At 62.2% G+C, this 21,263-nt stretch carries 23 protein-coding genes and 1 tRNA gene; 14 read left to right on the plus strand and 10 right to left on the minus strand.

The window, feature by feature from the left end; all coding sequences use genetic code 11:
* Positions 1-152: 152 nt before the first annotated feature.
* The 6 genes from C2U31_RS10535 to C2U31_RS10560 all read right to left on the minus strand — a co-directional run bounded on the left by C2U31_RS10535 (position 153) and on the right by C2U31_RS10560 (position 6,282).
* Positions 153-1,160, minus strand: a complete 1,008-nt coding sequence (locus C2U31_RS10535) for a transporter (RefSeq protein ID WP_199770984.1) — start codon at positions 1,158-1,160, stop codon at positions 153-155.
* A 46-nt stretch (positions 1,161-1,206) separates the two neighbouring features.
* Entirely contained in the window at positions 1,207-2,298 is a 1,092-nt protein-coding gene (locus tag C2U31_RS10540) for a Zn-dependent alcohol dehydrogenase (protein WP_103272802.1), read from the minus strand.
* A 22-nt stretch (positions 2,299-2,320) separates the two neighbouring features.
* The gene (locus C2U31_RS10545) at positions 2,321-3,796 is read right to left on the minus strand and encodes a benzaldehyde dehydrogenase (protein WP_103272803.1); all 1,476 of its coding nucleotides are present in this window, start codon (positions 3,794-3,796) and stop codon (positions 2,321-2,323) included.
* A 51-nt stretch (positions 3,797-3,847) separates the two neighbouring features.
* Positions 3,848-4,819, minus strand: a complete 972-nt coding sequence (locus C2U31_RS10550; protein WP_103272804.1) for an MBL fold metallo-hydrolase — start codon at positions 4,817-4,819, stop codon at positions 3,848-3,850.
* 118 nt (positions 4,820-4,937) lie between these two features.
* Complete coding sequence (locus tag C2U31_RS10555) at positions 4,938-5,705, minus strand: SDR family oxidoreductase (RefSeq protein ID WP_103272805.1); 768 nt, start codon at positions 5,703-5,705, stop codon at positions 4,938-4,940.
* Positions 5,706-5,763: 58 nt separating this feature from the next.
* Positions 5,764-6,282: a phenolic acid decarboxylase gene (locus C2U31_RS10560; RefSeq protein WP_103272806.1), complete on the minus strand. Its 519-nt coding sequence runs from the start codon at positions 6,280-6,282 to the stop codon at positions 5,764-5,766.
* 144 nt (positions 6,283-6,426) lie between these two features.
* On the opposite strand from C2U31_RS10560, the gene C2U31_RS10565 reads away from it, so the two are divergent.
* The 10 genes from C2U31_RS10565 to C2U31_RS10605 all read left to right on the plus strand — a co-directional run bounded on the left by C2U31_RS10565 (position 6,427) and on the right by C2U31_RS10605 (position 14,746).
* The gene (locus C2U31_RS10565) at positions 6,427-7,326 is read left to right on the plus strand and encodes a LysR substrate-binding domain-containing protein (protein ID WP_158658333.1); all 900 of its coding nucleotides are present in this window, start codon (positions 6,427-6,429) and stop codon (positions 7,324-7,326) included.
* A gap of 109 nt (positions 7,327-7,435) precedes the next feature.
* Complete coding sequence (locus tag C2U31_RS10570) at positions 7,436-8,446, plus strand: NAD(P)-dependent alcohol dehydrogenase (protein WP_103272808.1); 1,011 nt, start codon at positions 7,436-7,438, stop codon at positions 8,444-8,446.
* A gap of 120 nt (positions 8,447-8,566) precedes the next feature.
* Positions 8,567-9,091 (plus strand): Rrf2 family transcriptional regulator, encoded by a 525-nt coding sequence (locus tag C2U31_RS10575; RefSeq protein ID WP_233772721.1) that lies wholly within the window; start codon positions 8,567-8,569, stop codon positions 9,089-9,091.
* A gap of 392 nt (positions 9,092-9,483) precedes the next feature.
* Entirely contained in the window at positions 9,484-10,080 is a 597-nt protein-coding gene (locus tag C2U31_RS10580; protein ID WP_103272810.1) for a flavodoxin family protein, read from the plus strand.
* Between the two features lie 72 nt (positions 10,081-10,152).
* Positions 10,153-10,908, plus strand: a complete 756-nt coding sequence (locus tag C2U31_RS10585) for an SDR family oxidoreductase (RefSeq protein WP_103272811.1) — start codon at positions 10,153-10,155, stop codon at positions 10,906-10,908.
* A complete protein-coding gene (locus tag C2U31_RS10590) occupies positions 10,905-11,327 on the plus strand; it encodes a VOC family protein (RefSeq protein ID WP_103272812.1) in 423 nt (140 codons plus the stop codon). The genes C2U31_RS10585 and C2U31_RS10590 overlap by 4 nt, the downstream gene beginning before the upstream one ends.
* A 60-nt stretch (positions 11,328-11,387) precedes the next feature.
* Positions 11,388-12,593, plus strand: a complete 1,206-nt coding sequence (locus C2U31_RS10595) for an MFS transporter (RefSeq protein ID WP_103272813.1) — start codon at positions 11,388-11,390, stop codon at positions 12,591-12,593.
* A gap of 2 nt (positions 12,594-12,595) precedes the next feature.
* The gene (locus C2U31_RS31120) at positions 12,596-12,721 is read left to right on the plus strand and encodes a hypothetical protein (protein ID WP_255414620.1); all 126 of its coding nucleotides are present in this window, start codon (positions 12,596-12,598) and stop codon (positions 12,719-12,721) included.
* A 125-nt stretch (positions 12,722-12,846) separates the two neighbouring features.
* Complete coding sequence (locus C2U31_RS10600) at positions 12,847-13,584, plus strand: cupin domain-containing protein (RefSeq protein WP_158658334.1); 738 nt, start codon at positions 12,847-12,849, stop codon at positions 13,582-13,584.
* Between the two features lie 271 nt (positions 13,585-13,855).
* On the plus strand, positions 13,856-14,746 hold the full coding sequence (locus C2U31_RS10605) for a LysR family transcriptional regulator (protein WP_103272815.1): 891 nt from the start codon (positions 13,856-13,858) through the stop codon (positions 14,744-14,746).
* 27 nt (positions 14,747-14,773) lie between these two features.
* On the opposite strand, the gene C2U31_RS10610 is transcribed toward C2U31_RS10605, so the two are convergent.
* Positions 14,774-15,067 carry a helix-turn-helix domain-containing protein gene (locus C2U31_RS10610; protein WP_103272816.1) on the minus strand — a complete coding sequence of 98 codons (294 nt, stop codon included), beginning with the start codon at positions 15,065-15,067 and terminating at the stop codon, positions 14,774-14,776.
* 121 nt (positions 15,068-15,188) lie between these two features.
* Between C2U31_RS10610 and C2U31_RS10615 the strand changes: the two genes are divergently transcribed.
* Positions 15,189-15,821: a substrate-binding domain-containing protein gene (locus C2U31_RS10615; protein WP_103272817.1), complete on the plus strand. Its 633-nt coding sequence runs from the start codon at positions 15,189-15,191 to the stop codon at positions 15,819-15,821.
* A 61-nt stretch (positions 15,822-15,882) separates the two neighbouring features.
* On the opposite strand, the gene C2U31_RS10620 is transcribed toward C2U31_RS10615, so the two are convergent.
* The 3 genes from C2U31_RS10620 to C2U31_RS10630 all read right to left on the minus strand — a co-directional run bounded on the left by C2U31_RS10620 (position 15,883) and on the right by C2U31_RS10630 (position 18,869).
* A complete protein-coding gene (locus C2U31_RS10620) occupies positions 15,883-17,826 on the minus strand; it encodes an integrase arm-type DNA-binding domain-containing protein (protein ID WP_103272818.1) in 1,944 nt (647 codons plus the stop codon).
* A gap of 226 nt (positions 17,827-18,052) precedes the next feature.
* Positions 18,053-18,128: transfer RNA gene (locus C2U31_RS10625), tRNA-Gly, on the minus strand.
* A 147-nt stretch (positions 18,129-18,275) separates the two neighbouring features.
* Positions 18,276-18,869: a cytochrome b gene (locus tag C2U31_RS10630; protein ID WP_103272819.1), complete on the minus strand. Its 594-nt coding sequence runs from the start codon at positions 18,867-18,869 to the stop codon at positions 18,276-18,278.
* 294 nt (positions 18,870-19,163) lie between these two features.
* On the opposite strand from C2U31_RS10630, the gene gspG reads away from it, so the two are divergent.
* From gspG to C2U31_RS10645, 3 genes are read left to right on the plus strand one after another with little or no spacing between them, the layout of a single operon-like run.
* Positions 19,164-19,592 carry a type II secretion system major pseudopilin GspG gene (gspG, locus tag C2U31_RS10635; RefSeq protein ID WP_103272820.1) on the plus strand — a complete coding sequence of 143 codons (429 nt, stop codon included), beginning with the start codon at positions 19,164-19,166 and terminating at the stop codon, positions 19,590-19,592.
* A complete protein-coding gene (locus tag C2U31_RS10640) occupies positions 19,582-20,061 on the plus strand; it encodes a lytic transglycosylase domain-containing protein (protein WP_103272821.1) in 480 nt (159 codons plus the stop codon). Before gspG ends, C2U31_RS10640 begins: the two co-directional genes overlap by 11 nt.
* A 1-nt stretch (position 20,062) precedes the next feature.
* Complete coding sequence (locus tag C2U31_RS10645; protein WP_103272822.1) at positions 20,063-21,262, plus strand: type II secretion system F family protein; 1,200 nt, start codon at positions 20,063-20,065, stop codon at positions 21,260-21,262.
* The last annotated feature ends 1 nt before the right edge of the window (position 21,263 follow it).

Genomic DNA, 21,263 nt, shown 5'->3' on the forward strand with positions numbered 1-21,263 from the left:
GAGCAGTGGTGGGTTCAGGTCTTCTGGATATTGGCATGCTGTGGCAGTGGCGCGCAATTCGGAATCAATCGATTTCCAATATAGCACCTATCAGCCATATGATGCAGGACGTTGCGCGCACCAGCGCGCGCGAAAGCGGAACCGACCACCACTCAAAACTGGTGGACGTAGAACAGATTGACAACATTGCCCGCGGCGGCATTCTCCACCTTCACCGGCAGATACAGGTTCACGTTGACGAAGTTGCGCGGGTCCAGCGTCCAGGAAACACCAGGACCCAGATAGAACTTCTTCTGGCGCGTGTTCGCCACACGCTGCCCGTTGGTTCGGTTGTCATGCAATTGCTGCAGATAGTAGCCATTGATGCCCACGCGGAAGTTCGGTGCCACCGCCACCGAACTGGCGAAATTGATCCAGGCGGCATCGCCGGCCTTGCCGTTGCGGAAATTGAAGCCCTCCAACTCTGGCACGTTGGCCGCCTTGTCTGCCCGGAAGTTATAGATGTAGTTGAGCCGCGCACTGATTTCCCAGTTTCGGGTGGGCAGTACGGTGAACGCCCAGTTTGCAATCGTCGACCAGTACCCGGCGCCCTGATTCAAGTCACGGTCACGATCGAACTTGCCAACCGGAACGATAACGTCGAATTCGAAACGTTGTGAAAACACCGGACGGCCATTCCTCATCACGGGGAGCATCTGGACGTAGGGACCGAAGGTGACATCGCCCAGGCCCAGACCGTTGTCGCTCAACGTCGCCGGACTGCCGTTACCGAACGACGAGTTCATGTTTATGACCGGGACGATGGTGTTGAAGCCCAGCACTCCACCGAACGGCTTGTAGGGCGTGACATAGACAATTTGATTCAGCAACGAGGTGGTCTGGATGCGCGGCTTGCGAAACGCCGGGCTGTCATGGCCGTTGGCATCCTTGATGGAATCCAGGTCGGAGTAGTCCAGGTATTGGACAAGGGCCCAGCCGGGCGTGGTGCGGGTGAACCCATCCAGAAAGCTCGTGCCTCCGGTATTGAGGCCGGAAGTCAATTGAACGGTTTGCGGCACGTTCGCCGCCCACGCCGGCATGGCGGCGAGCCCAAGCAAGAGGGCGAACGCGACACGATGGCGGCGTGGCGATGGGGCTGCAACGACGAACGCGGATTGCACGGCAGATTCTCCTGAACAGGATGGAACGACCGAACGCCGGGAGAAATCAGAACGACGTGATGACGCTGCGCGCGATCTTGCCGTGCTTGAGTTCTTCGTACGCCTCGTTGATTTCCGAAATATTGATCTCTTGCGAGATCAGGTCATCCAGATTTAGCTTGCCTTGCAGATACAGCTCGGCATACATCGGGATGTCGTGCTTGATATTGGAAGACCCCATCAAAACACCCTGGATACGTCGCTGCGAAGCGATGAACTCTTCCATCACCGAGATCTCGATCCGGGAGTTAGGCTTGTGCACACCGATCAGATACGCGCCACCACCCACGCGGGTCATGCGCAGCGCCTGTTCCGAGGTCTGCTTGAGCCCCACGACTTCAAAGGCGTGATCGACGCCGCCTTTGGTCAACGCCACCACTTGCTCCACAGGATCGACAGTCGACGAATCGATCACGTCCGTAGCGCCGAACTTCTTGGCCAGATCGAATTTTCCGGGTTGCACGTCGATCGCAATGATGCGTGTCGCGCCAGCAAGTTTCGCTCCGGAAATCACATTCAAACCCACCCCACCAATACCGATCACCGCCACCGTGTCCCCCGGCTTGACCGCTGCGGTATTGATGGCGGCGCCGGCCCCGGTCACCGTCCCGCAACCCAGCACGCAGGCCTGCGGGAACGGGATGCTGTTGGGCACTTTGGCCAGTTGGTTTTCGTGGACCAGGGTCTTCTCGGCGAATCCAGCCGTTCCGAACACCGATGTCAAAGGCTGGCCTTCAAGCGTCAGGCGCGATGACTGATCAGCGGAGCGCACGGTCTCTTCAGGATGCTTGCACTGATACGTACGGCCGGCCAGGCAGGATTCGCAATGCCCACAGTACTGGATGAGGCAGGCGACGACATGGTCGCCCACGGCAAATTCGCGCACCTGCGGTCCGACCTCGACCACCACGCCCGCGACCTCATGTCCGAACACTGCAGGCATGGGGACACCGAATTCATGACTGGCGAAATGAAGGTCGGTGTGGCACAAGCCCGAAGCCTTGACCTCGACCAGCACCTCCCGGCCTTCAGGCTTGGCAATTTGTACGGTCTCGATCTCGAACTTGTCCCCGACGCGTTTGACCACTGCAGCTTTCATGTGTTTTCTCCCAGAGACACGATCAGAACGGATAGGCCGGGACGTCGTTGTCGATCGTCAGCCACTGCCAGTGGGTGTACTCCTCCCAGTCCGCAGGTCCGCCCACGCTCGTGCCGTTGCCAGATGCGCCGGTGCCACCGAACGGATTGACCACCTCGTCGCCAACAGTCTGGTCATTGATGTGCACCATGCCGGCGTCGAGTTGCTGGGCCAGTGCTATCGCACGGCCTGTCGAACCGGACAGCACGCCTGCAGACAGACCGTACTCGGTGGCATTGGCTATTTCGGCGGCCTCGTCGTCACTGCCGAAGGTGATGATGTTGATGACCGGACCGAACACCTCTTCGTCGTAGGCGCGCATGCCCGGTTGGACATTGGAGAGGACCGTGGGGGCGTAAAACAACCCTTCATACGTTCCGCCTGCTTCCAGTTTGGCACCTGCCGCCACGGAGGCATCTACAATGTCGATGACGTTCTTGATCTGGCGTTGGTCGATGATGGGGCCCAGCGCCACGGCCTCCTTCGCCGGATTGCCGGCCTTCAGCGCGCGAGCCTTTGCTACCAGGCGCTGGGTGAACGACTCGGCGATCGAGCGCTGCACCAGCACACGCCCTGTGGCCATGCAGATTTGACCCTGGTGGAAATAGGCGCCGAATGCGACGGCCGAGGCGGCTTTGTCGAGATCCGCGTCGTCGAGCACGATGAGCGGATTCTTTCCTCCCAGCTCCAGCGACACCTTCTTGAGGTGCTTGCCGGCGATTTCTCCGATCTTGCGTCCGGCAGCCGTAGAGCCGGTGAAGGCGATCATCTGCACCCCCGGGTGCTCCACCAGCGTCTGTCCGGGTTCGGCAAAGCCGGGTAGCACATGCAGCACGCCCTTGGGCAGGCCGGCTCGCTCCAGGGCCGCCGCGACAACGATGCCGCCGGCGAAAGGCGTGCGCGGATCGGGCTTGAGCACCACGGCGTTGCCAACAGCCAACGCGGGCGCCACCGAACGCAACCCGAGAACAAGGGGGAAGTTGAACGGAGAGATCACGCCGACCACGCCCAAGGGGCGGCGGCGGGCGAAGCTGAGTCGGCCGGTCTTGCTTGGCAGCACTTGGCCCTGCGCCTGCAGGGGCATGGCGGCGGCTTGATAAAACAGGACGATCGCCTCGTTGATCTCATGACGCCCCTTGGCCTCGATGCCTCCAGTTTCACGGGCAACCAGCAGCGCGGCCTGCTCCGCCTCCTCCTCCAGAATCTGCCCGGCGCGACGCAGGACCGCCGCCCGATCTCGGGGTGGCATCGAGGCCCAGGCTTTTTGCGCCTTGCTGGCTTGCTCAATGGCGGCAACCGCGTCTTCGGTATTGGCCTGGCCCACTTCGTAGAGAAATTCGCCGCTGGCCGGCTCCGCCACCTTCAGGACGCCGCCGCGTGCGGGCACCCAATCGCCGTTGAATATTTTCCCGCTCCAATGCGAGCTGTCGGTCAGGCGGTAGGACGAGTCTTGTTTCATGGTGTCACTCCAATTTCTGTTTTTGGGGGAGCCCGTTGTCAGGCTCAACCGTCAGTAAGCCTGGATCTGCCGCAGTTCCGGCGGCCATTCTCCGGGCCACTTGTAGTGGTCCTTCATGATGCGGGCGCTGTATTCGAGGCAAATCTGTGTGGCGAGGCCCGGGTACTGGCGGTTCATCGCATCGATGATTTCCTGGCTGTCGTGAGCCTTGTACATGGCGTCCTGGAATGCCTTGATGTATTCGCGGGTGAAGGCGATTGCGTCAGGGGAAACATCGGCGGCCGAGATCGCGTGGCCGGGAACAACGACCTCAGGGCCCAGGGCCTGCAGCTTGTCCAGTTCATCAAGCCACGCCTTGCGCATGGGCGGTGTCTTCGCATCCGCGATCCAGACATGCGCATGGGAAAACACGATGTCGGCCGCGACCAGGGTCTTGATCGAAGGTATCCAGACGCCCGTCGCCAGATCGGAATCACCGCGGGTCGGCCCAAGCACTTCGAGCCGTTGACCTTCGAGTTCAATAAACGGCTCGGTCAGGCCCTGAACATTCACCGCTGTCGCGCTGCCGTTCTGGTGCAGGATCTGCTGGGTCCAATAGCCGATCTTGAACGGATAGGCCTTGTTGACCATCGCCGCAACCTCAGGCAAGGCCACCACCTGGGCCTTGGGGAAAGCCTCATGGACCGCCGACAGACCCATGAAATGATCGGGGTGCATGTGGCTGATGTAGATGAATTTCAGGTCACGGCCGGTTTCGAGAATCTCTGCCACCAGTCGATGGGCATTCGAGAGCGTGAACTGCGAATCGATCAGGACCGCGTCATGCTTGCCATAGACGATGGCAGAGTTGACGCCGAAGCCCATATTGGCATCGCCGCCGTTGAACACCCTCACGTGAAGTGGCGCATTCTCGGGCGCCTGCACCGTGGCGGCTGTGGGCAGGCTCAACGACTGGGCACCTGCGGCCAAGGGGAGAATCAGAACGCAAAATGCGAGACTGCGTAGCCAGTTTTTCCTGGACATGGATCACGTCCTTCATAGATCAGCAGAGAATTGAAAACAGGTGGTTCGAAGCGAAAAGAGCGGGCAGATAGTCCTGCCCGTCATCGCGGGCCACCGGCCCGAATTGCACGTCTCGCGGTCAATGGGCCGTCTGACCACCGTCAACCAGGTACACCTGGCCCGTGGCGAAGCTCGCTGCTGGCGAGCACAGGAAGAGCACCATGCCTGCGAGTTCTTCAGGCTCTGCAGGGCGACCGATCGGGCTGTTGGCCATCAGGTTGCGCTTGAACTGCGGATCATCGAGCCAGCGCTTGGTCATTGGCGTCGCAACCAAACCAGGGGCCAGGGCATTCACTCTTATTCCCTGGGCGGCATAGTCCAGCGCCGCCGCCCGGGTCAGTCCGATGACACCGTGCTTGGCCGCTACATACGGCGCCATTCCCGGATCGGCTACGACACCGGCCACCGAGGCGGTATTGACGATAGCGCCGCCGCCACCGGCGAGCATGGCCGGGATCTCGTACTTGAGGCATAGGAATACGCCTTTCAGATCGACGCCGAGGATGCGGTCGAAGTCCTGCTCGCTCTGCTCGGCCAGGGGCTTGGTCGGCGGCAGGAGCCCCGCATTGTTGAAAGCGACATCGAGTCGCCCATGCTTGGCCACGGTGGCAGCGACGAGCGCCTCGACAGATGCCGCCTTGGACACGTCGGTTTCGATGAACGTGGCGCTGCCACCTGCGTCAGCGACAAGCTGCGCTGTCTCGGCTGCACGCTGATCAACGTCGCCCAGCACCAGCGTTGCACCTTGCTCGGCGAACGCCAGCGCGGTGGCTCGCCCGATCCCTGTGGACGCGCCGGTAATCAGCACGATCTTGCCGGAGTAGTCCAGAAGATTCTTATTTGTCATATCCGTAGGTCCCTGCTATGACGGTTGGAGTAACAGGCAGCGTGATGGCAGGCCGTGGTCAGTTGCGCCGCGAGGCGTACCCTTCAGGAAGCTCGGCCGGGCCGCAGGCCACCACCGTCTCGTCATCCACACCGGCATCCTCGACGAAGGTCAAGGTGGCGAACTCGTCGATGACCAGTTTCGGGTAGGTCGGCCCGTTGTCGCGGTATTGCTTGATTTGGTCCAGGTGGTCGTTCTGGAAGCAGACGGTCTTCTCGGGTTCGCGCGCGATCCACTGCGGGAAGAAGATCACGCCGTGGACAAAGCGCTCGGAAAAATTGACGGCAACGCTCACCGTCGTCCCCGTCGGTTCGTCCCAGGAGACCTTGCAGATGTCGTCGGACAACCGCACCAGGTGTACCAACTGATCGCGCACCCAACGCCCACCCACCATGCCGCTGTGGATGCGGTAGTCGATCGTGCGATCATTCTTGATGTACATCTCGTACTGCCAACCATTGTCGTAGGTATAAATGAAGTGCTTACCCACGAAGTTCTTGAGTTGCTCGGGTTTGGTGGATTCAAAATTCTCAGTCATGATCTTTCGCCTTGTACGCCTTTAAATCAGCAGGTTGCGACACAGAAATCATTCGCATGTTAGTCTTCTGAAAGTGAGATGAGAAAGACTTGCTTTCTCTTAATCCATGCTTTTCAAGTCTTAATAAAGTGGAGGCCGAAGACCTTGGAGCTGCGTCACCTGCGCTATTTCATAGCGATCGTCGAGGCCGGAACCTTCACCCGTGCGGCGGAGCGTCTTCACACCGCGCAACCCTCCCTGAGCCGGCAGATTCGCGACCTTGAAGATTTCCTTCAGGTTGCTCTTTTCGAGCGATCCACCCGAAGCGTCAAACTCACCGAGGCAGGCACAGTCTTCCTGAATGAGGCTCGCCTGGTGCTCGCTCAGGCTGAGCGGGCCATCGACACAGCCCGACGAGCCGCAGGGGCCCAGCAATTTCACCTGACCGTGGGAGTGCTGCAAGGCGTTGAACTTGGCAAGCTGGTGAGCGTCATCAACACGCTCCACATCACGTCTCCCAAGATCGAACTGACATTGCAAAGCCGGTCCTCACCCGAACTGATCGATGAAGTCATTGAGCGCAAAGTCGATCTGGCCTTCATCCGCCCATCAGCGCAGAGTAAGGGACTGCACTTGCGCACCGTTCGACAGGAGAAGCTCGTTGTGGCTCTACCCAAAGGGCACAAGTTCGCCAGCCGGCGCACCGTGAAGCTCGGACAACTGCGTCACGAGCCTTTCATTGGCATTCCCTACGAATTCGCCCCCGTGCTTGTCGATGCGGTGCAGGCACTGCTTCGAAGCCTGGGGCTCTCTCTTAAGTGGGCTTACGAGGCCGAGAATGTCCTGATGGCAATGTCACTCATCCGCTCGGCCGGTGCGGTGTGCCTGCTGCCTGAATCGTATATCGCGATGCTCCCGCAGGGCGTAGTCGCGGTGGAGCTTGCCGAAACCGGCCCGACGCTGGAACTGGCAATGGCCTGGCATCCTGAAAACCAATCACCCGCGCTAAGGGCTTTCGTCAAGGCGTTCGGCGAACCGGCAAGGCCAGAGCAGGAGAAGCCGTAGACGCGAATTCCGCCAACGCTGCACGGCTGGCGCAGCGCTTCACAACGAGGTCGCCAACGTGGTCATCCGCCCAGTTTTTTTCCAACACATCCAATGAGAGGTAATCGTCATGAAAGCAATCCGACTGAACCAGCCCGCGGGCCTCGAACACCTTGAAGCGGTAGACCTGCCAGACCCTGGCGCTCCCAGACTGGGCGAAGTGCGGGTGAAGGTCAAAGCCAGTTCACTGAACTTCCATGACCTCGCCGTGGTTCTTGGCCATATGCGGACGGCCGATGGACGTATCCCCTTGTCGGATGGCGCCGGTGTCGTCGAAGCGGTAGGACCTGGTGTCACCGAGTTCGCACCGGGCGACTCTGTGGTTTCGACATTCTTCCCCGGGTGGCTGGACGGAGTGCCTCTGGTGGCAGATTTCTCAACGACACCAGGTGATGGCATCGATGGCTATGCGAGGGAATACGTGGTGGCCCCCGCTAGCGCGTTCACACATGCTCCGCGCGGCTATAGCCATGCGCAGGCGGCGACGCTGACCACTGCGGGCGTCACGGCATGGCGTGCGCTGGTTGTCGATGGCCATCTCAAGGCAGGCGACACCGTGCTTCTGCTTGGCACAGGCGGCGTATCCATCTTCGCCTTGCAATTGGCGAAATCGATGGGCGCCACGGTGATCCTCACTTCCTCATCCGATGAAAAGCTCGCCAAAGCCAGGGAACTGGGCGCCGACCACACGATCAATTACCGTCACACCCCCGAGTGGTCGAAAACCGTGCTGGAGATCACCAACGGACGTGGGGTTGATCACGTCGTCGAGGTCGGCGGCGCAGGCACGCTCGCCCAATCCATTGGGGCGGCGAAAGTCGGGGGCCACATTGCCCTGATCGGCGTGCTCACAGGGGCCGCCGGCCCCGTTCCGACTGCTGCATTGATGGCAAAGCAGATTCGCCTGCAGGGCCTGATCGTCGGCAGTCGCCGCCATCAGATCGACCTGGTCCGTGCGATCGATGCCGGTGCCATTCAGCCGGTCATAGACCGCTCATTTGATCTGACCGAACTGCGCGATGCGTTTTCGTTTCAAAAAGACGGCAAGCATTTCGGCAAGATCGGCGTGACGATTGGATAACAGAACCGCGCCAAGAGGCATTGAATGAACTGGGCGCCGCACGGACGCTCCGGCGTTGGTTGCTCAAGCTTCAGCGCCGAACCCTGCCAGCGATCTAGGCCGGCTCGGATTTACATGTGTATGCACTCCGGCTACAATTTCGGGCTACCACGATATCTGGTTACCGGAAACCCATTGCCGACGTCCACACGTTTTGCTGTCGCCATTCACATCCTCTCCGGCATCGCCCTGCACCAGGGGCAGGTCGTTCGTTCCGAGGACTTGGCCCGCAGCGTCAATACCAACCCCACCACAGTGCGCCGCATTCTCGGCGCACTGTCCGATGCCGGCTTGACGCGCGGTCAGATGGGGCAAGGCGGGGGCGCCCTGTTGGCCAAGCCGGCCAGCAAGATCACCTTGCTGGACATCTACAAGGCCGTGGAAGAGCCGCAGTACTTCGCGCTGCACCGATCCAAGCCTGATCCCTCATGCTACGTCGGCCGCTACATCATCCCGGTCCTGGAGGAGCAGTTCGATGAGTTCACCAAGGCGATGGAGAAGATCCTGTCGAAAACGACCTTGGCGGACATCGTGAAGAAGGTCGAGGCACATGCCGGCTTTGCCTTCGTTCCCCCGGGCCTTGACGGCGCTACCGGGCCGATCTGAAGCCGACCATCCAAAGGCGGCGACCGTCGCCACACCTGCTGTCAGGCAGGCGGGAGGTCTGCGAGCCGAACGCCAATCTCCTGTGTTGCACGGCTTGCCGTTGGCCCCCCTTCCGCCCCAGACCTTGATGGCCTGAGTCTCGAATCAGCCGAGCCAAGTATCGCGCTCCGGCCTGATAGCGACCACATCGTCTTGCTTCATCGGCGAGCCCGTTCATCGCTCTTCGAAGTCCGCACACAGGCCAGCCAGGCAGCGCGTCATCAACGGCGCACGACACACAGCGCGCAACAGACCATTCCGATGACGCGATCCTGATCCTCGTGCGGAACATTGTGCGCCTTAGTGTATCTATGTATGCTACATTAATTCTTTAACACCCCAGGAGTACGTCAATGAGCGATATCAGGATTCAAGTGGCCGTCGTCTATCACAGCGGTTATGGGCACACCGCCAAACAGGCCGAAGCGGTGGCGGCGGGCGCTGGTGCAGTGGCGGGCGTCGATGTGCTGTTGGTGCACGTCGATGGCGCAAAAGCACCGTGGGAAGAACTCGAACGCGCCGACGCCATCATCTTCGGAGCCCCGACTTACATGGGCGGCCCTTCGGCGCAGTTCAAAGCCTTCCTGGATGCAACGTCACAGAAGGTGTTCGCGGCAGGCTTCAAGTGGAAGGACAAGGTGGCCGCAGGCTTCAGCAATTCGGCCTCACGCTCGGGCGACAAGCTCGCCACGCTGGTCCAGATTGCGCTCTTCGCGGCGCAGCAAGGCATGCACTGGGTCAGCCTTGGCCTGCCGCCGGCCAACAATTCAAGCACGGGCTCCGAGCAGGATCTGAACCGTCTCGGGATCTGGCTCGGCGCCGGTGCCCAGTCCAACGCCGACCAAGGGTCCGATGTGGCACCTCCCGAGGCCGACCTGGCAACTGCCCGGCACCTCGGTCAGCGTGTGGCTGAAGTGACCCTGCAACTTGCCAAGGGCAAAGCTGCCTGAAACGCCACCCGACACACCCTCGTGACGACGGTAGCGTGCGTCGTCACCTCACTCCCCCAAAGGTAGATAAACATGAGCCGTTTGAAAGACAAGATTGCCTTGATCACCGGCGGAACCACAGGCATCGGCCTGGCTTCCGCCCACCTGTTTCGGAATGAGGGCGCGCGCGTCCTCATCACAGGCCAGGACACTCAGCGCCTCGCTGCCGCACAGAAGGACCTCGGTGACGATGTGGTTGCCATCCGCTCCGATGCCTCCAAGATCGCCGAGCTGCCGCAACTCGCGGCACAGGTGAAGCAGCACGTCGACCACCTGGATGTGCTGTTCATCAACGCCGGGATCGCCAAGTTCGCTCCACTGGAAGAACTGACCGAGGACCTGTTCGATGAAATCCACGCAATCAACGTCAAGGGCGTGGTGTTCACCGTGCAGCAACTGCTCCCCCTGCTGGGCAAGGGTTCCAGCATCGTCGTGAACACGTCCATCAATGCTCGCCTGGGCATGCCCGGCACGCTGGCCTACGCCTCCTCGAAGGCTGCGGCGCGCTCGCTGGTGCGCGTGCTGGCCGGCGAGCTGGCCAAGCGCGGCATACGGGTCAACGCGATCAGTCCCGGCCCCGTCACGACGCCGCTGTACGACAAGCTCGGGATGAGCGCGCAGCAGTTGGAAGAGCGCGCGGCTCAGATGGCCACGCACATCCCGCTGGGACGGTTCGGTACGCCCGAGGAAATTGCCAACGCGGCGCTGTTCCTGGCATCTGCAGAGTCGTCCTATTTCACTGGTGGTGAGTTTGTCGCTGATGGCGGCTGGACGCAGGTGATCCCATGAGCAACACGACCACATCGGCCATCGACAAGCTGCGCTTCGAGAACATCGCCATTTCCGTGTCCAACCTCGATCAGGCCATCGCGTGGTATCGCGACGTGCTAGGTTTCCGTGAGGTTCGCTCCGGCGAGTTCGCTATCGTAGGAGCCCACTTCGCCTTCCTGGAGGGCAAGGGCATGTTGATCGAGTTGATCAGCACAGGGAAAGCGCCGCGCCCGTCTTCACTGGTCGAGCCTCCGCACCATCTGGAAAGCGTTGGCTTCAAGGCCATCGTTCTGCGAACCGACGACCTGGCGCAAGTCACCCAGGAACTGGAACGCAAGGGTGTCACGCTCGTTTGGAAAGAGCAGGTTATCACCGACGGCATCGCCTCGACATTGATCCGAGATATGGATGGGAACTTCATCAACATCTTTGGCTGAGCTAACCCGGATGTTTCATAAACCCGCTAAGGCCTTTCCCCCGAAATCCGAGGATGAGCGATGACTGCTTCGCCCGCTGTCGCCACGCCCGCGCTCAGTCGCGGCCATTACACCCTGGTGCTACTCGCGCTGGCGTTAGGCTTTTTCGCGATCGGCACCAGCGAGTTCGCACCGATCGGGCTGCTACCGAGCCTGACCGCCGGGCTGGCGATCAGCGAGCAGCAAGTCGGCCACATCATCAGCGCCTATGCGTTGGGCGTGGTGGTCGGTGCGCCGCTGCTGGCGATCACCTGCGCGCGGTTGCGGCGCAAGCCGATGTTGCTGGCGTTGCTGGCGCTGTACGTGGCCGGCAGCGTCGCTACCGCATTGGCGCCGGGTTACCACAGCATGGTCGTGGCGCGTTTCGTCGTCGGCCTGCCGCATGGCGCATTCTTCGGCGTGGCGGCGCTGGTGGCAGCGACGATCACCCCGGCGCAGAATCGCGGCAAGGTGGTCGGGCAGGTGTTCTCTGGGCTGACCGTGGCCTTGCTGCTCGGCAACCCGCTCGCGACCTGGCTCGGCCAGGCCCTGAGCTGGCGGCTGGCATTCTGGTTCGTCGCGCTGGTGCTGGTGCTGACCATGGCGTTGATCGCCTGGCTGTTGCCGGACGACCGCAGCGAGAACCCGGCGCGGCCGCTGGCGGAACTGAAGGCGTTCAACCGTGCGCCGGTGTGGCTGGCGCTGGCAATCGGTGCAATCGGCTTCGCCGGTATGTTCTGCGTCTTCAGCTACCTGGCGCCTGCGATGACCGAGGTGGCCGGGTTGTCCGAACGCTGGATTCCGTTCGGCATGGTCGCGTTCGGTGTCGGCGCCTTTATCGGCGCGCAGGCCGGCGGCTGGCTGTTCGACAAGTTCGGTTTGCGCGCCATCGCGATCATCCTCGGTTGGTCGCTGCTGGTGCTGCTGGCGTTCGGTTGGGCTGCGCATTCGCCATGGCTGGTGCTGCCGGCGGCGGCGCTGGTCGGCACGATGATGGCGATGTCGCCGGCACTGCAGTTGCATCTGATGGACGTGGCCGGCGAAGCGCAGACCTTGGCCGCGGCATGCAACCATTCGGCGTTCAATTTCGCCAATGCGCTCGGCCCGTGGCTAGGCGGGATGGCGGTGGCGGCAGGCGCGAGCTGGAGCGTCATCGGCCCCGTGGGCGCGGCGACCGCGTTGGCCGGCCTCGGCATCTGGTGGCTGGCCGCGCGAGTTCAAGCGTGGCGCTTTCCCCACGGGGGATAAACATGAGCCGTTTGAAAAACAAGATCGCCTTGGTCACGCTCGTTTGGAAAGACCAGGTTCTCACCGACGGCATCGCTTCGACATTGATCGGCGATATGGATTGGAATTTCATCAGCATCTTTGGTTAAGACCGATAGGGAGGTGGATCGCCAAGAAAGTAACTGGACAGGTAGGAGGCGAATAACGGCCTGGCTCACGTTGTTCCAGCGAGTTTCGCCGCAGACATCGCATGCAAGGAAAGAGGAAGGAGTTAATGATGAAGAACTATGCATTCAATCGTTCTGGCAGCGCCAAGCACAAGCATCGGGACAGTCCTTACGACCTGTTGAAGATTTTCCACATCAAGCCGGACAGAAACCCGCTGGTGCTGGAGGGACCAGGCGGCGAGATCTTTACCTTCCACAAGGTAGGAGCAACTACCGGACAGAGGTACACCTTGGCCGAGATCACATTCGAGGCAGGGCCCGGTCCATTTCCCCACATCCACCATTACGAGAACGAATGGCTGTACATCGCAGAAGGCGCCGTTCTTGTTGCGATGGGGGAAAAGCACCATCCCGATATTGACGACGTCCCGGGCGTCAACTCGCCCAAGGATGTGCTCCACACCGAGGTCGCCGGGCCTGGCACACTGATTTATCTGCCGCGCTATCACGTGCACACGTTCGGGAACCAAGGCCTAACACAAGCTCGCATGTACGCTGTATGGGCACCCGCCGGCATCGAAAACTTCTTCCAAGCGCAAATCGGACTCACGCCGGAAGAGGTCTCACAGATGGCACCGCAATATGGGTTGACCTTCAGTAGTTCGAGGGATCAGTACGTCGAGGGGATGGTCAGCGGTGGCTCAACGCATTCGGCCGACAACCATCTCGAAGAATTCGTCGAGCTGCTTTCGACAAGAGCCGCCGGCCAACAGGAGGACGTGCCGGAGATCAAGGCCTGGGAGCGGGCCGCTGGTGTCTGGCAATTAGCTCCCGCAAGTGATTGACAGGTGACCACGGCATTGCGGCACGAACAACATGGTGCCCGCAATGCCGCTCGGGGCACCGCAATCGCATAAACGGCGCGCACCAGAACAGGGTGCGTTGAGGCAAGTCCATGGCTCTGCAGCCCTTTTGTACGAAGACACATAGTCGTCGCGTCCCGGTATCACCTGCTGCAGAACGCAAAGAAGCTCCACACCAGGGAACGGATGCCGCAGCCGAGTAGCTGCCGAAACGGTGCCAAGGGACGCGACAAGAGCAATGCCGGGAGCACCGATGGAACTCAGGCACTTACGCTGCTTTGTCGCCTTGGCTGAGGAACTGCACTTCAGCCGGGCCGCTGAGCGCCTGCATATAGAGCAACCACCGTTGTCGCGAGCCATCAAGGAGTTGGAGGAGGAACTGGGCGTGATTCTCTTTGATCGGAATCGGCGAGGAACAGTCCTAACTCCAGCCGGCACCGTTTTCTTGCGGGACATTCGTAGGCTATTTACGGTCTTGGAGCACGCGCGAGAAAATGTGAGTGCCATCGCAGCAGGTCTGCGTGGTTGCCTGCGGGTTGCGATCTCCGATGGCGCAATCGATCCTCGTCTATCGGCGTTTCTGGCCCGTTGCCGGGAGGAAGAGCCGGAGATCGAGATACGGCTTTCGGAGGTTCCGCTTGCCGAACAATTGCGAGGGCTGCGATCAGGCGACTTTCTGATCGGCTTCGCACACACAGGCGACGTGGGCGACGACGTCGTTGCCGAACCGGTCTGGCAAGATCCCTTGGTCGTGGCGGTCCCCATTCGCCATCCGCTACTTGCCCACAAGGAAGTGCCGTTACAGGAACTTGCGACCCATCCTCTGGTCTTTTGCGACCCTCAGGTATGCGAAGGCTATTGCCGCGAGCTGGCCCGTGTTCTTCGACCGATGGAACGGGAGCCGAATGTTGTTGCGCACGTAGCTTCACTGCACATGATGCTTACCTTGGTTGGGGCTGGCTACGGCGTCGGCTTCACCACAGCAGCCAGAATGGCAGTTAATCAACGTCCTGATGTCGTCGGCCGCCCTTTGGCTTTGGAGGAAGCCGTCATCACGACCTATCTGCTTCGGCCTCAAAGTACGATCCTGTCGCCTCCCTTGGATCGGTTTGTCATGCGCTTGCGCTCACAGGCTGAGGGGTGAGTATGTATGGTTTGACCCAGCGATGGCTCATGAATCGATCTCGGCACGAAGATTGCGTTCAGTCGCTGCCATCAGTTCCGCTGCACTTATCTTGAGCGCTGCGGCGATTTTGAGGATGAGCGGAAGCGTGGGCACATGTTGCCCACGCTCGATCTTGCCCATGTGAGAACGTGCTACGCCTGCCCGAGCCGCGAACTCGTCTTGGGCAACCCCCTGAGCGACGCGAGCAGCTCGCACGGCCTGTCCGAAGGCCAACGCTGGTTTGGATTCATACGTGGATGTTCCAGAGGGGCGCCCTGGCTGAATAGTCGTCTTCTGCATTAGCAGAAGCGTCGAACAATCCACTGAAATTAACCACGTTAAAGTTCTAGACGTTAAAGTTCTCTCTTTACTATCATGTTGGCTTGCCCTTGACCTGCTTTGTCGCTTCTGTGGGGCTTCCATGCACAACGCCACCAGTCACCCCTTCTGTCTCAGGCTTGCGGTAACGCCGGGTGTTTCTTCCTCGCAGCTTTCAGCGCTTCTCGCGTTGCATCGCGCGGAAGAGCCGGACGTCTCTGTCTCGTTTTTTGAGGTCACGGGTGAAGAACTGCAGGCAGGCCTTCGTGAAGGCCGCTACGACGTCGGGGTGTCACTTCAGGTGTCCGGCGACCCAGCCCTCCAAACTCAGCCGTTGTGGACGGAGATCATGGCCGCTGCCTTGCCGCCGCGATTCCGCTTGCTCGAACGAGGGAAGCTCACTCTCTCCGATCTCCAAGACTATCCGGTCTATCGTTGGCAGGAGGAGGTTTGCCCCCTCTTGGATGAGGAGTTGACGGCTCTCATGCCTCTTGACCAGCAAAACGTCCAGCGGGTGACTTCCTTTGAGATGATGGCGCTATGGGTCGCGGCTGGTTACGGGATCGGGATAGCCGCGCACTCGCGCATCGTGCGTGCTCATGAGTGGGGTCTCAGCATGCGGCCACTCGCCGACGGCCCTTACGAGGTCGTGACGTATTTGCAACGGCCCTACGTACAAGCTGAGGCCACCGATCGGTTTGAACGTAGGGCGCTGCAAGTTGCCAAGCTAGGCTGAGCGCAGTGATACCACTATGGCGAAGTGATTATCACCCCAGCCATAGGTTGCAACGCGAGGATTAGACCTCCGCAAGCACCGCTACGCGATCTACAAGCTGGCGAACGCTCTGCCGCACATCCTCGGTGACGGACCGCGGCATGAGAGCCTCTGGCACAGCCGCGTCGTGCTGGTAGTCGCCCATGATGACCCGGATGATCGCGGGCACGTTGGTCGGCGTCACCGCGTCAATGGCCGCACGATCACCTAGGTCGGGGTGAGGCTGGGTCAGCATGCGGTACAGGTCCCACGAATCGGCGTGCGGGCACTGGTTCATGAGCACTTGGGCCAGCTTGTGCTTGAGCGGCACCAGTTGCCAGTCGGGAACCCGCTGCCCCCGGTTGCCCAGGCTGATCGACAGCAGCTTGCCCGCCTTCAGCTCGCGGTTGATCTGGTCCTTGGACTTCCCGGCCAGCTTGCCGAATAGCGGGACCGGCAGATTGTTCGGCGACTCGTAGATGGCCAGCATTTCCTCGCGCTCGCGCTGGATGGCGGACACTTCCGGCTCCGGGGCATGCACCGGAGGCGGCGGCACCTGCGACAGCCTCTGGAACGTGATTCCACCGCTGTTAGGGGTCACGACGATGGGCGTGGCCACCACGGGCGGCAAACCAGCGACTGCGGGCTCGGCCACCGGAGGGACCGCGCCCACCGCTTCCTCTACTTCCGCCATCGCCGGTACCCCGTCGATACGGATGGTCAGGTGCGCGCTCGCGGCTTCCACTTCGCCCTGTTCGAGCAGGTCGAGACGGTCTGCCCAGTCCTGCATCATGCGGCGTCGCGGCTCTACGTACTTGGCATGGTTGTAGGCCGAGCTGACCTTGTTCGGGTCGGAGTGCGAAAGCTGCGCGTCCACCCAAATCTTCGGATAGCCGATTTCGTTGAGTGCCGTCGAAATGGTGCCGCGGATGCCGTGGCCGGTCAGGCGCCCCTCATACCCCATGAGCTGCACGGCCTTGTTGAGGGTGTTCTCGCTGATGCGCTTCTTGAGTTCGCTGCGGTGCGACAGCAGGTACTTCTGCGCCGGCCGCATCACGCCCAGGAGATAGCGCACGATCTCGATGGCCTGCAGGGACAGGGGCACGATGTAGGGCGGCACGTCCTGCGGGCGCTTCCCGGCCTTGCGCATTTCGTCCTGGAGCTGCTTGACGACCTGCGGCGGAATGATCCACAAACCGCGGTCGAGGTCGAATTGCTCAGGCTCGGCCAGCCGTAGCTCGCCCGTGCGCACCCCCGTCAGGAACAGCAGCCGGACGCCAAGCTGGGTCTGCCAGCCGCGGGGGTTGTAGAGCCGGAGCTTCTGAAGGAACTCGGGCAGCTCGGGCAGGTGCAAGTAGGGGTTGTGAGCCACCGGGGGCTTGGGCTCAGCCACCACGTCCAGGTCCGCGGCCGGGTTGACTTCCAGCCCCTCGGCGATGACCAGGGCATAGCGGAACATCTGGTTGAACCAGGTGCGGACTTTCTCGGCGGTGGTGAACGCCTTGCGCTTCTCGATTGCCGCCACGACGCCCACGAGTTGGGGGCGACGAATGTCGTAGATCGACATCTTCCCCAGAGTAGGCAGCACGTCCTTGTTGAAAATGCGCAGGATCTGCGACAGCGTGCTCTGGCGGCCTTCCTTGAGTTCCTTGCGGCGATGCTCGACCCAGGCATCGAAGACGTTCTTGAAGGTGTATTCGCCCGCCAGCTTGGCCGCGTGCCGGCGCTGGTCGCGTTCGATTTGGGGATCGATCCCCCTGGCGAGCAGGGCTTGGGCCTTGTCCCGCTCGGTGCGGGCCTCACGCAGGCTGAGGGCGGGATAGCCGCCCAGGGACATGCGCTTTTGCTTGCCCAGCCAGTAGTAGCGGAAGATCCACGACTTGCCGCCTGCGGCAGAGACCATCAGGCCCAGGCAGTCGTTGTCGGAGAGGGTGTAGCGTTTGCCGGTGGTCCTTGCCTGCCGGACGGTCAGATCAGAGAGTGCCATTTCGAGGCTCCTAAGTTATGACTTAGGCCTAATGCTCGTCATGGTTCCCGCTCAGCCCCAGCAACTATCCGGTAGCCGTCCCAACCGTATTCTTGTGCCTCAATTGGTCACTCAAAAACGGTAGCTGTGGGTGGATTTCCGTGGCGCTCGCTGGAATGAAAAAAGGGGCCGAAGCCCCTCTTTTCAACGACTTACAGACGTCAGTAGAAGTCTGTAGATCACTATCTGGAGCGGGAGACGAGTCTCGAACTCGCGACCTCAACCTTGGCAAGGTTGCGCTCTACCAACTGAGCTACTCCCGCGTTTTTGGCTGGCGTCGCCGTCATGCCGACAGCGCCGTTGCCTGCGCCTGGCTTTCGGGTCAATCAACCGGAACCAAGGCGGGAGCGAATTCTACCCGAATTCCGGATTTGCGCAAAACCGCGATGCGCCAGCGTCCGGGGTGTCGCTCAGGACGCGTTCTGCAGGCGCTGTCCGCGCCGCGCCAGGCGCCAGCCCGGACCGCCCATGTGGCCCAGCGTGCCGTCCTTGACGACCCAGTGATGCCACAGCGCGGCGCCGATGTGCGCGGCCAGCAGGGCGTAGAGCAGGAAGCCGAGCCATTCGTGGGCCTGGACCATGTAGCGGACCAGCTGCGGATCGGCGTCCACCAGCCGGGGGAAGTCCCAGCCCATGCCGGGCATCGGAATGACCAGGCCCTTGGCGTTGACGATGACCCAGCCGGCCAGGCATTCGCCCAGCACGAAGACATACATGGCCAGGTGGACGATGTGGGCGCACCACTGCTGCAGGGTGGTCGCGCCGATGGGTTTGGCGCGGCTCGCGCGCAGCGCGCTGCGCATCAGCATCACGACCAGCAGCGCCATGCCGCTGCCGATGTGCACGATCATGATCGGCCGCATCCGCAGGTCGGCGTGCTCTACCAGCAGATGGCGCAGTTCGCCGGCCAGCACCAGCGAACACATCAGGGCCACGCTCAGCCAATGCAAGGCGATCTGGGCTCGGGAATAGCCGCCGTGGGCGGCATGAATAGGCGGGTTCATGCTTCGTCGTTCCTGGGTTGCGCGCCTGTCGGCGCCGAAAAAAAAGCGCCATTGAAGCGGCGCGGCGTAGCGGACGCCACGCTTCTCAGGGTTTTCTAAATAGAAGTGCGCGCGATTGCGTCGCGTCGACGGACCGCGCAATTTAGATTCGTTTTGGAAACGTTGAGGCCGCGCATGCGCGGTGCCAAGATGCCGGCCTTTCCCCGAAGGCGGCACGCCGATCCGCCGCCCGCGCGCCGTGCCGCGCGAGGGATCCGCCGCGAGCGCGGCGCTCTTTGGATACCAAGCGCAATCATGAAGACTTTCAATCTGCGGCGTGGCCGCGCCGCGCAGCAGGGCTTCACCTTGCTGGAACTGCTGGTCGTGTTGCTGATCATCGCCTTGCTGGCGGGCTACGTCGGGCCCAAGCTCTTTTCCCAGGTCGACCGCGCCAAGGTGCGCGCCACCCAGGCGCAGATGAAGACGCTGGGCGATGCGCTGGTGCAGTACCGGCTGGACGTGGGCAGCTATCCCTCGTCCGACCAGGGATTGCAGGCGCTGGTCAAGGCGCCGCAGGGCATATCGAATTGGTACGGCCCCTACCTGGCGAAGGACGTGCCCGCCGATGCGTGGGGGCGGCCCTATCAGCTGAACGTGCCGGGGCGCGGCGGCGAGGCAGAGATCGTTTCGCTGGGCGAGGAAGGCCGGGCGGGCGGCAATGGGGAACTGGTTTATGGCCTCTAGGGCGCGCGCCGCGCTGGCGGTCGCCTGCCTGTTGTCGGCTTCCGCCGCGAGCGCGGCGCCCGATTGCTGGCGCGCCGCCGGCCAGCGCCACGGCATCGATCCCTTGCTGCTCTATGCCATCGCCAGCGCGGAGTCGTCGCTCGATGCCCGGGCCATCAACCGCAATCGCGACGGCAGCCATGACATCGGCCTGATGCAGATCAACAGCATGCACCTGCCCGACCTCGCGCGCCAGGGCATCACGCGCCAGCGCCTGCTGGACGAGCCCTGCCTGTCGATCGACGTGGGCGCGTCCATCCTGTCCGGTTTTATCAGGCGGCATGGCCGCACCTGGCGCGCCGTCGGCGCGTACAACGCCGGCAGCGCGGCGAACCGAGAGGCCGCCAGGACGCGCTATGTCGAGCGGGTATGGCCGCTGTACCTGGAATTGGCGGGCGAGCGCGAACGGCGCCGCCGGGTTGGCGGCTGACATGGGCGGCGAATACAGGGTCCGGCTGTTGCGGCGGGACCAGGTCTGCGAGCGCGTATGCCGCGCCGGCAGCAAGGACGCCGCCGTCGCGCAGATCGGCCCGGATGAGGGCGTGGTCCTGGACGTGCAGCGCGTCAGGCCCGCGCGCATCGCGGGCGCCGCCGGCAAGCGCCGCCGCATCTCGCTGGGCCTGCTGCTGCAGGAGCTGTCGGCGCTGCTGGAGGCGGGGCTGGCCCTGATCGAAGCCCTTGAGGCTCTGAGCGACAAGGCCGGCGCCGGCAGCCGCCAGGTGCAGGCCGTGCTCGCGGCCCTGCTCAAGGAGCTGTACCAGGGGCAACCCCTGTCGAAGGCCATGCAGGCGCAGCCGGACGTATTCCCGGAGTTGCTGGTGGCCACCGTGGCGTCGGCCGAGGGCAGCGGGCAGCTGCCACAGGCGCTGCGGCGTTATCAGCACTACGAGCTGCGGATCGAGAACATCCGCAAGAGGGTCGTGGGCGCGTTGCTGTATCCGGCCGCCGTGGTCGCGGTCGGCTTCGGCGTCCTGATGTTCATGCTGTTCTTCGTGATCCCGCGCTTCGCCGTGGTGTTCGAAAGCCTGCAGGCCCTGCCGGCCACGGCGCAGGCCCTGCTGTGGTGGGCGCGGCTGGTGCGGGAACACGGCATGGCGCTGGGCGCGGGCATCGCCGGCGTGATCGCAGCTGCCGTGCTGGCGTTGCGCACGGCGCGCATCCGCGCGGCGCTGGCCGCGTTGATCTGGCGGCTGCCCAAGCTGCGCGACGTGGCCTTTCTGTTCGTGCTGGCGCGCTTCTATCGGACGGTGGGGCTGCTGGTCGAAGGCGGCACGCCGGTGCTGCAGGCGCTGGAGTTGTCGCGGCGCCTGTTGCCGCAACGGCTGGCCGCGAGGCTGGAACAGGCTCTGGCCGAGCTGCGCGCCGGCAAGGCGGTGAGCGAGACGCTGGCCGCGCACGGACTGACCACGCCGGTGGCCCGCCGCCTGCTGCGGGTGGGCGAGCACAGCGGCGACCTGGGCGGCATGTGCGAACGGATCGCGCTGTTTCACGATAGCACCCTGGACCATGCGGTCGAGGTTTTCGGAAAGGTCTTCGAGCCATTGCTGATGCTGGTGGTCGGCGCAATGGTGGGGACCATCGTGGTGCTGCTGTACATGCCGATCTTCGAATTGGCCAGCAGCATGGGATAGG

This window comes from Achromobacter sp. AONIH1 (genome assembly GCF_002902905.1).
In the GTDB taxonomy this organism is placed as follows: domain Bacteria; phylum Pseudomonadota; class Gammaproteobacteria; order Burkholderiales; family Burkholderiaceae_B; genus Achromobacter.

Bases quoted from the DNA above. Each gene is read 5' to 3' on its own strand.
- C2U31_RS10540 (WP_103272802.1), bottom strand. From the start codon at position 2,298: ATGAAAGCTGCAGTGGTCAAACGCGTCGGGGACAAGTTCGAGATCGAG.
- C2U31_RS10645 (WP_103272822.1), top strand. From the start codon at position 20,063: ATGGGCGGCGAATACAGGGTCCGGCTGTTGCGGCGGGACCAGGTCTGC.
- C2U31_RS10580 (WP_103272810.1), top strand. From the start codon at position 9,484: ATGAGCGATATCAGGATTCAAGTGGCCGTCGTCTATCACAGCGGTTAT.
- C2U31_RS10555 (WP_103272805.1), bottom strand. From the start codon at position 5,705: ATGACAAATAAGAATCTTCTGGACTACTCCGGCAAGATCGTGCTGATT.
- C2U31_RS10605 (WP_103272815.1), top strand. From the start codon at position 13,856: ATGGAACTCAGGCACTTACGCTGCTTTGTCGCCTTGGCTGAGGAACTG.
- C2U31_RS10595 (WP_103272813.1), top strand. From the start codon at position 11,388: ATGACTGCTTCGCCCGCTGTCGCCACGCCCGCGCTCAGTCGCGGCCAT.
- C2U31_RS10610 (WP_103272816.1), bottom strand. From the start codon at position 15,067: ATGCAGAAGACGACTATTCAGCCAGGGCGCCCCTCTGGAACATCCACG.
- gspG (WP_103272820.1), top strand. From the start codon at position 19,164: ATGAAGACTTTCAATCTGCGGCGTGGCCGCGCCGCGCAGCAGGGCTTC.
- C2U31_RS10545 (WP_103272803.1), bottom strand. From the start codon at position 3,796: ATGAAACAAGACTCGTCCTACCGCCTGACCGACAGCTCGCATTGGAGC.
- C2U31_RS10640 (WP_103272821.1), top strand. From the start codon at position 19,582: ATGGCCTCTAGGGCGCGCGCCGCGCTGGCGGTCGCCTGCCTGTTGTCG.
- C2U31_RS10620 (WP_103272818.1), bottom strand. From the start codon at position 17,826: ATGGCACTCTCTGATCTGACCGTCCGGCAGGCAAGGACCACCGGCAAA.
- C2U31_RS10570 (WP_103272808.1), top strand. From the start codon at position 7,436: ATGAAAGCAATCCGACTGAACCAGCCCGCGGGCCTCGAACACCTTGAA.
- C2U31_RS10630 (WP_103272819.1), bottom strand. From the start codon at position 18,869: ATGAACCCGCCTATTCATGCCGCCCACGGCGGCTATTCCCGAGCCCAG.
- C2U31_RS10560 (WP_103272806.1), bottom strand. From the start codon at position 6,282: ATGACTGAGAATTTTGAATCCACCAAACCCGAGCAACTCAAGAACTTC.
- C2U31_RS10615 (WP_103272817.1), top strand. From the start codon at position 15,189: ATGCACAACGCCACCAGTCACCCCTTCTGTCTCAGGCTTGCGGTAACG.
- C2U31_RS10600 (WP_158658334.1), top strand. From the start codon at position 12,847: ATGATGAAGAACTATGCATTCAATCGTTCTGGCAGCGCCAAGCACAAG.
- C2U31_RS10590 (WP_103272812.1), top strand. From the start codon at position 10,905: ATGAGCAACACGACCACATCGGCCATCGACAAGCTGCGCTTCGAGAAC.
- C2U31_RS10585 (WP_103272811.1), top strand. From the start codon at position 10,153: ATGAGCCGTTTGAAAGACAAGATTGCCTTGATCACCGGCGGAACCACA.
- C2U31_RS31120 (WP_255414620.1), top strand. From the start codon at position 12,596: ATGAGCCGTTTGAAAAACAAGATCGCCTTGGTCACGCTCGTTTGGAAA.
- C2U31_RS10575 (WP_233772721.1), top strand. From the start codon at position 8,567: ATGCACTCCGGCTACAATTTCGGGCTACCACGATATCTGGTTACCGGA.
- C2U31_RS10550 (WP_103272804.1), bottom strand. From the start codon at position 4,819: ATGTCCAGGAAAAACTGGCTACGCAGTCTCGCATTTTGCGTTCTGATT.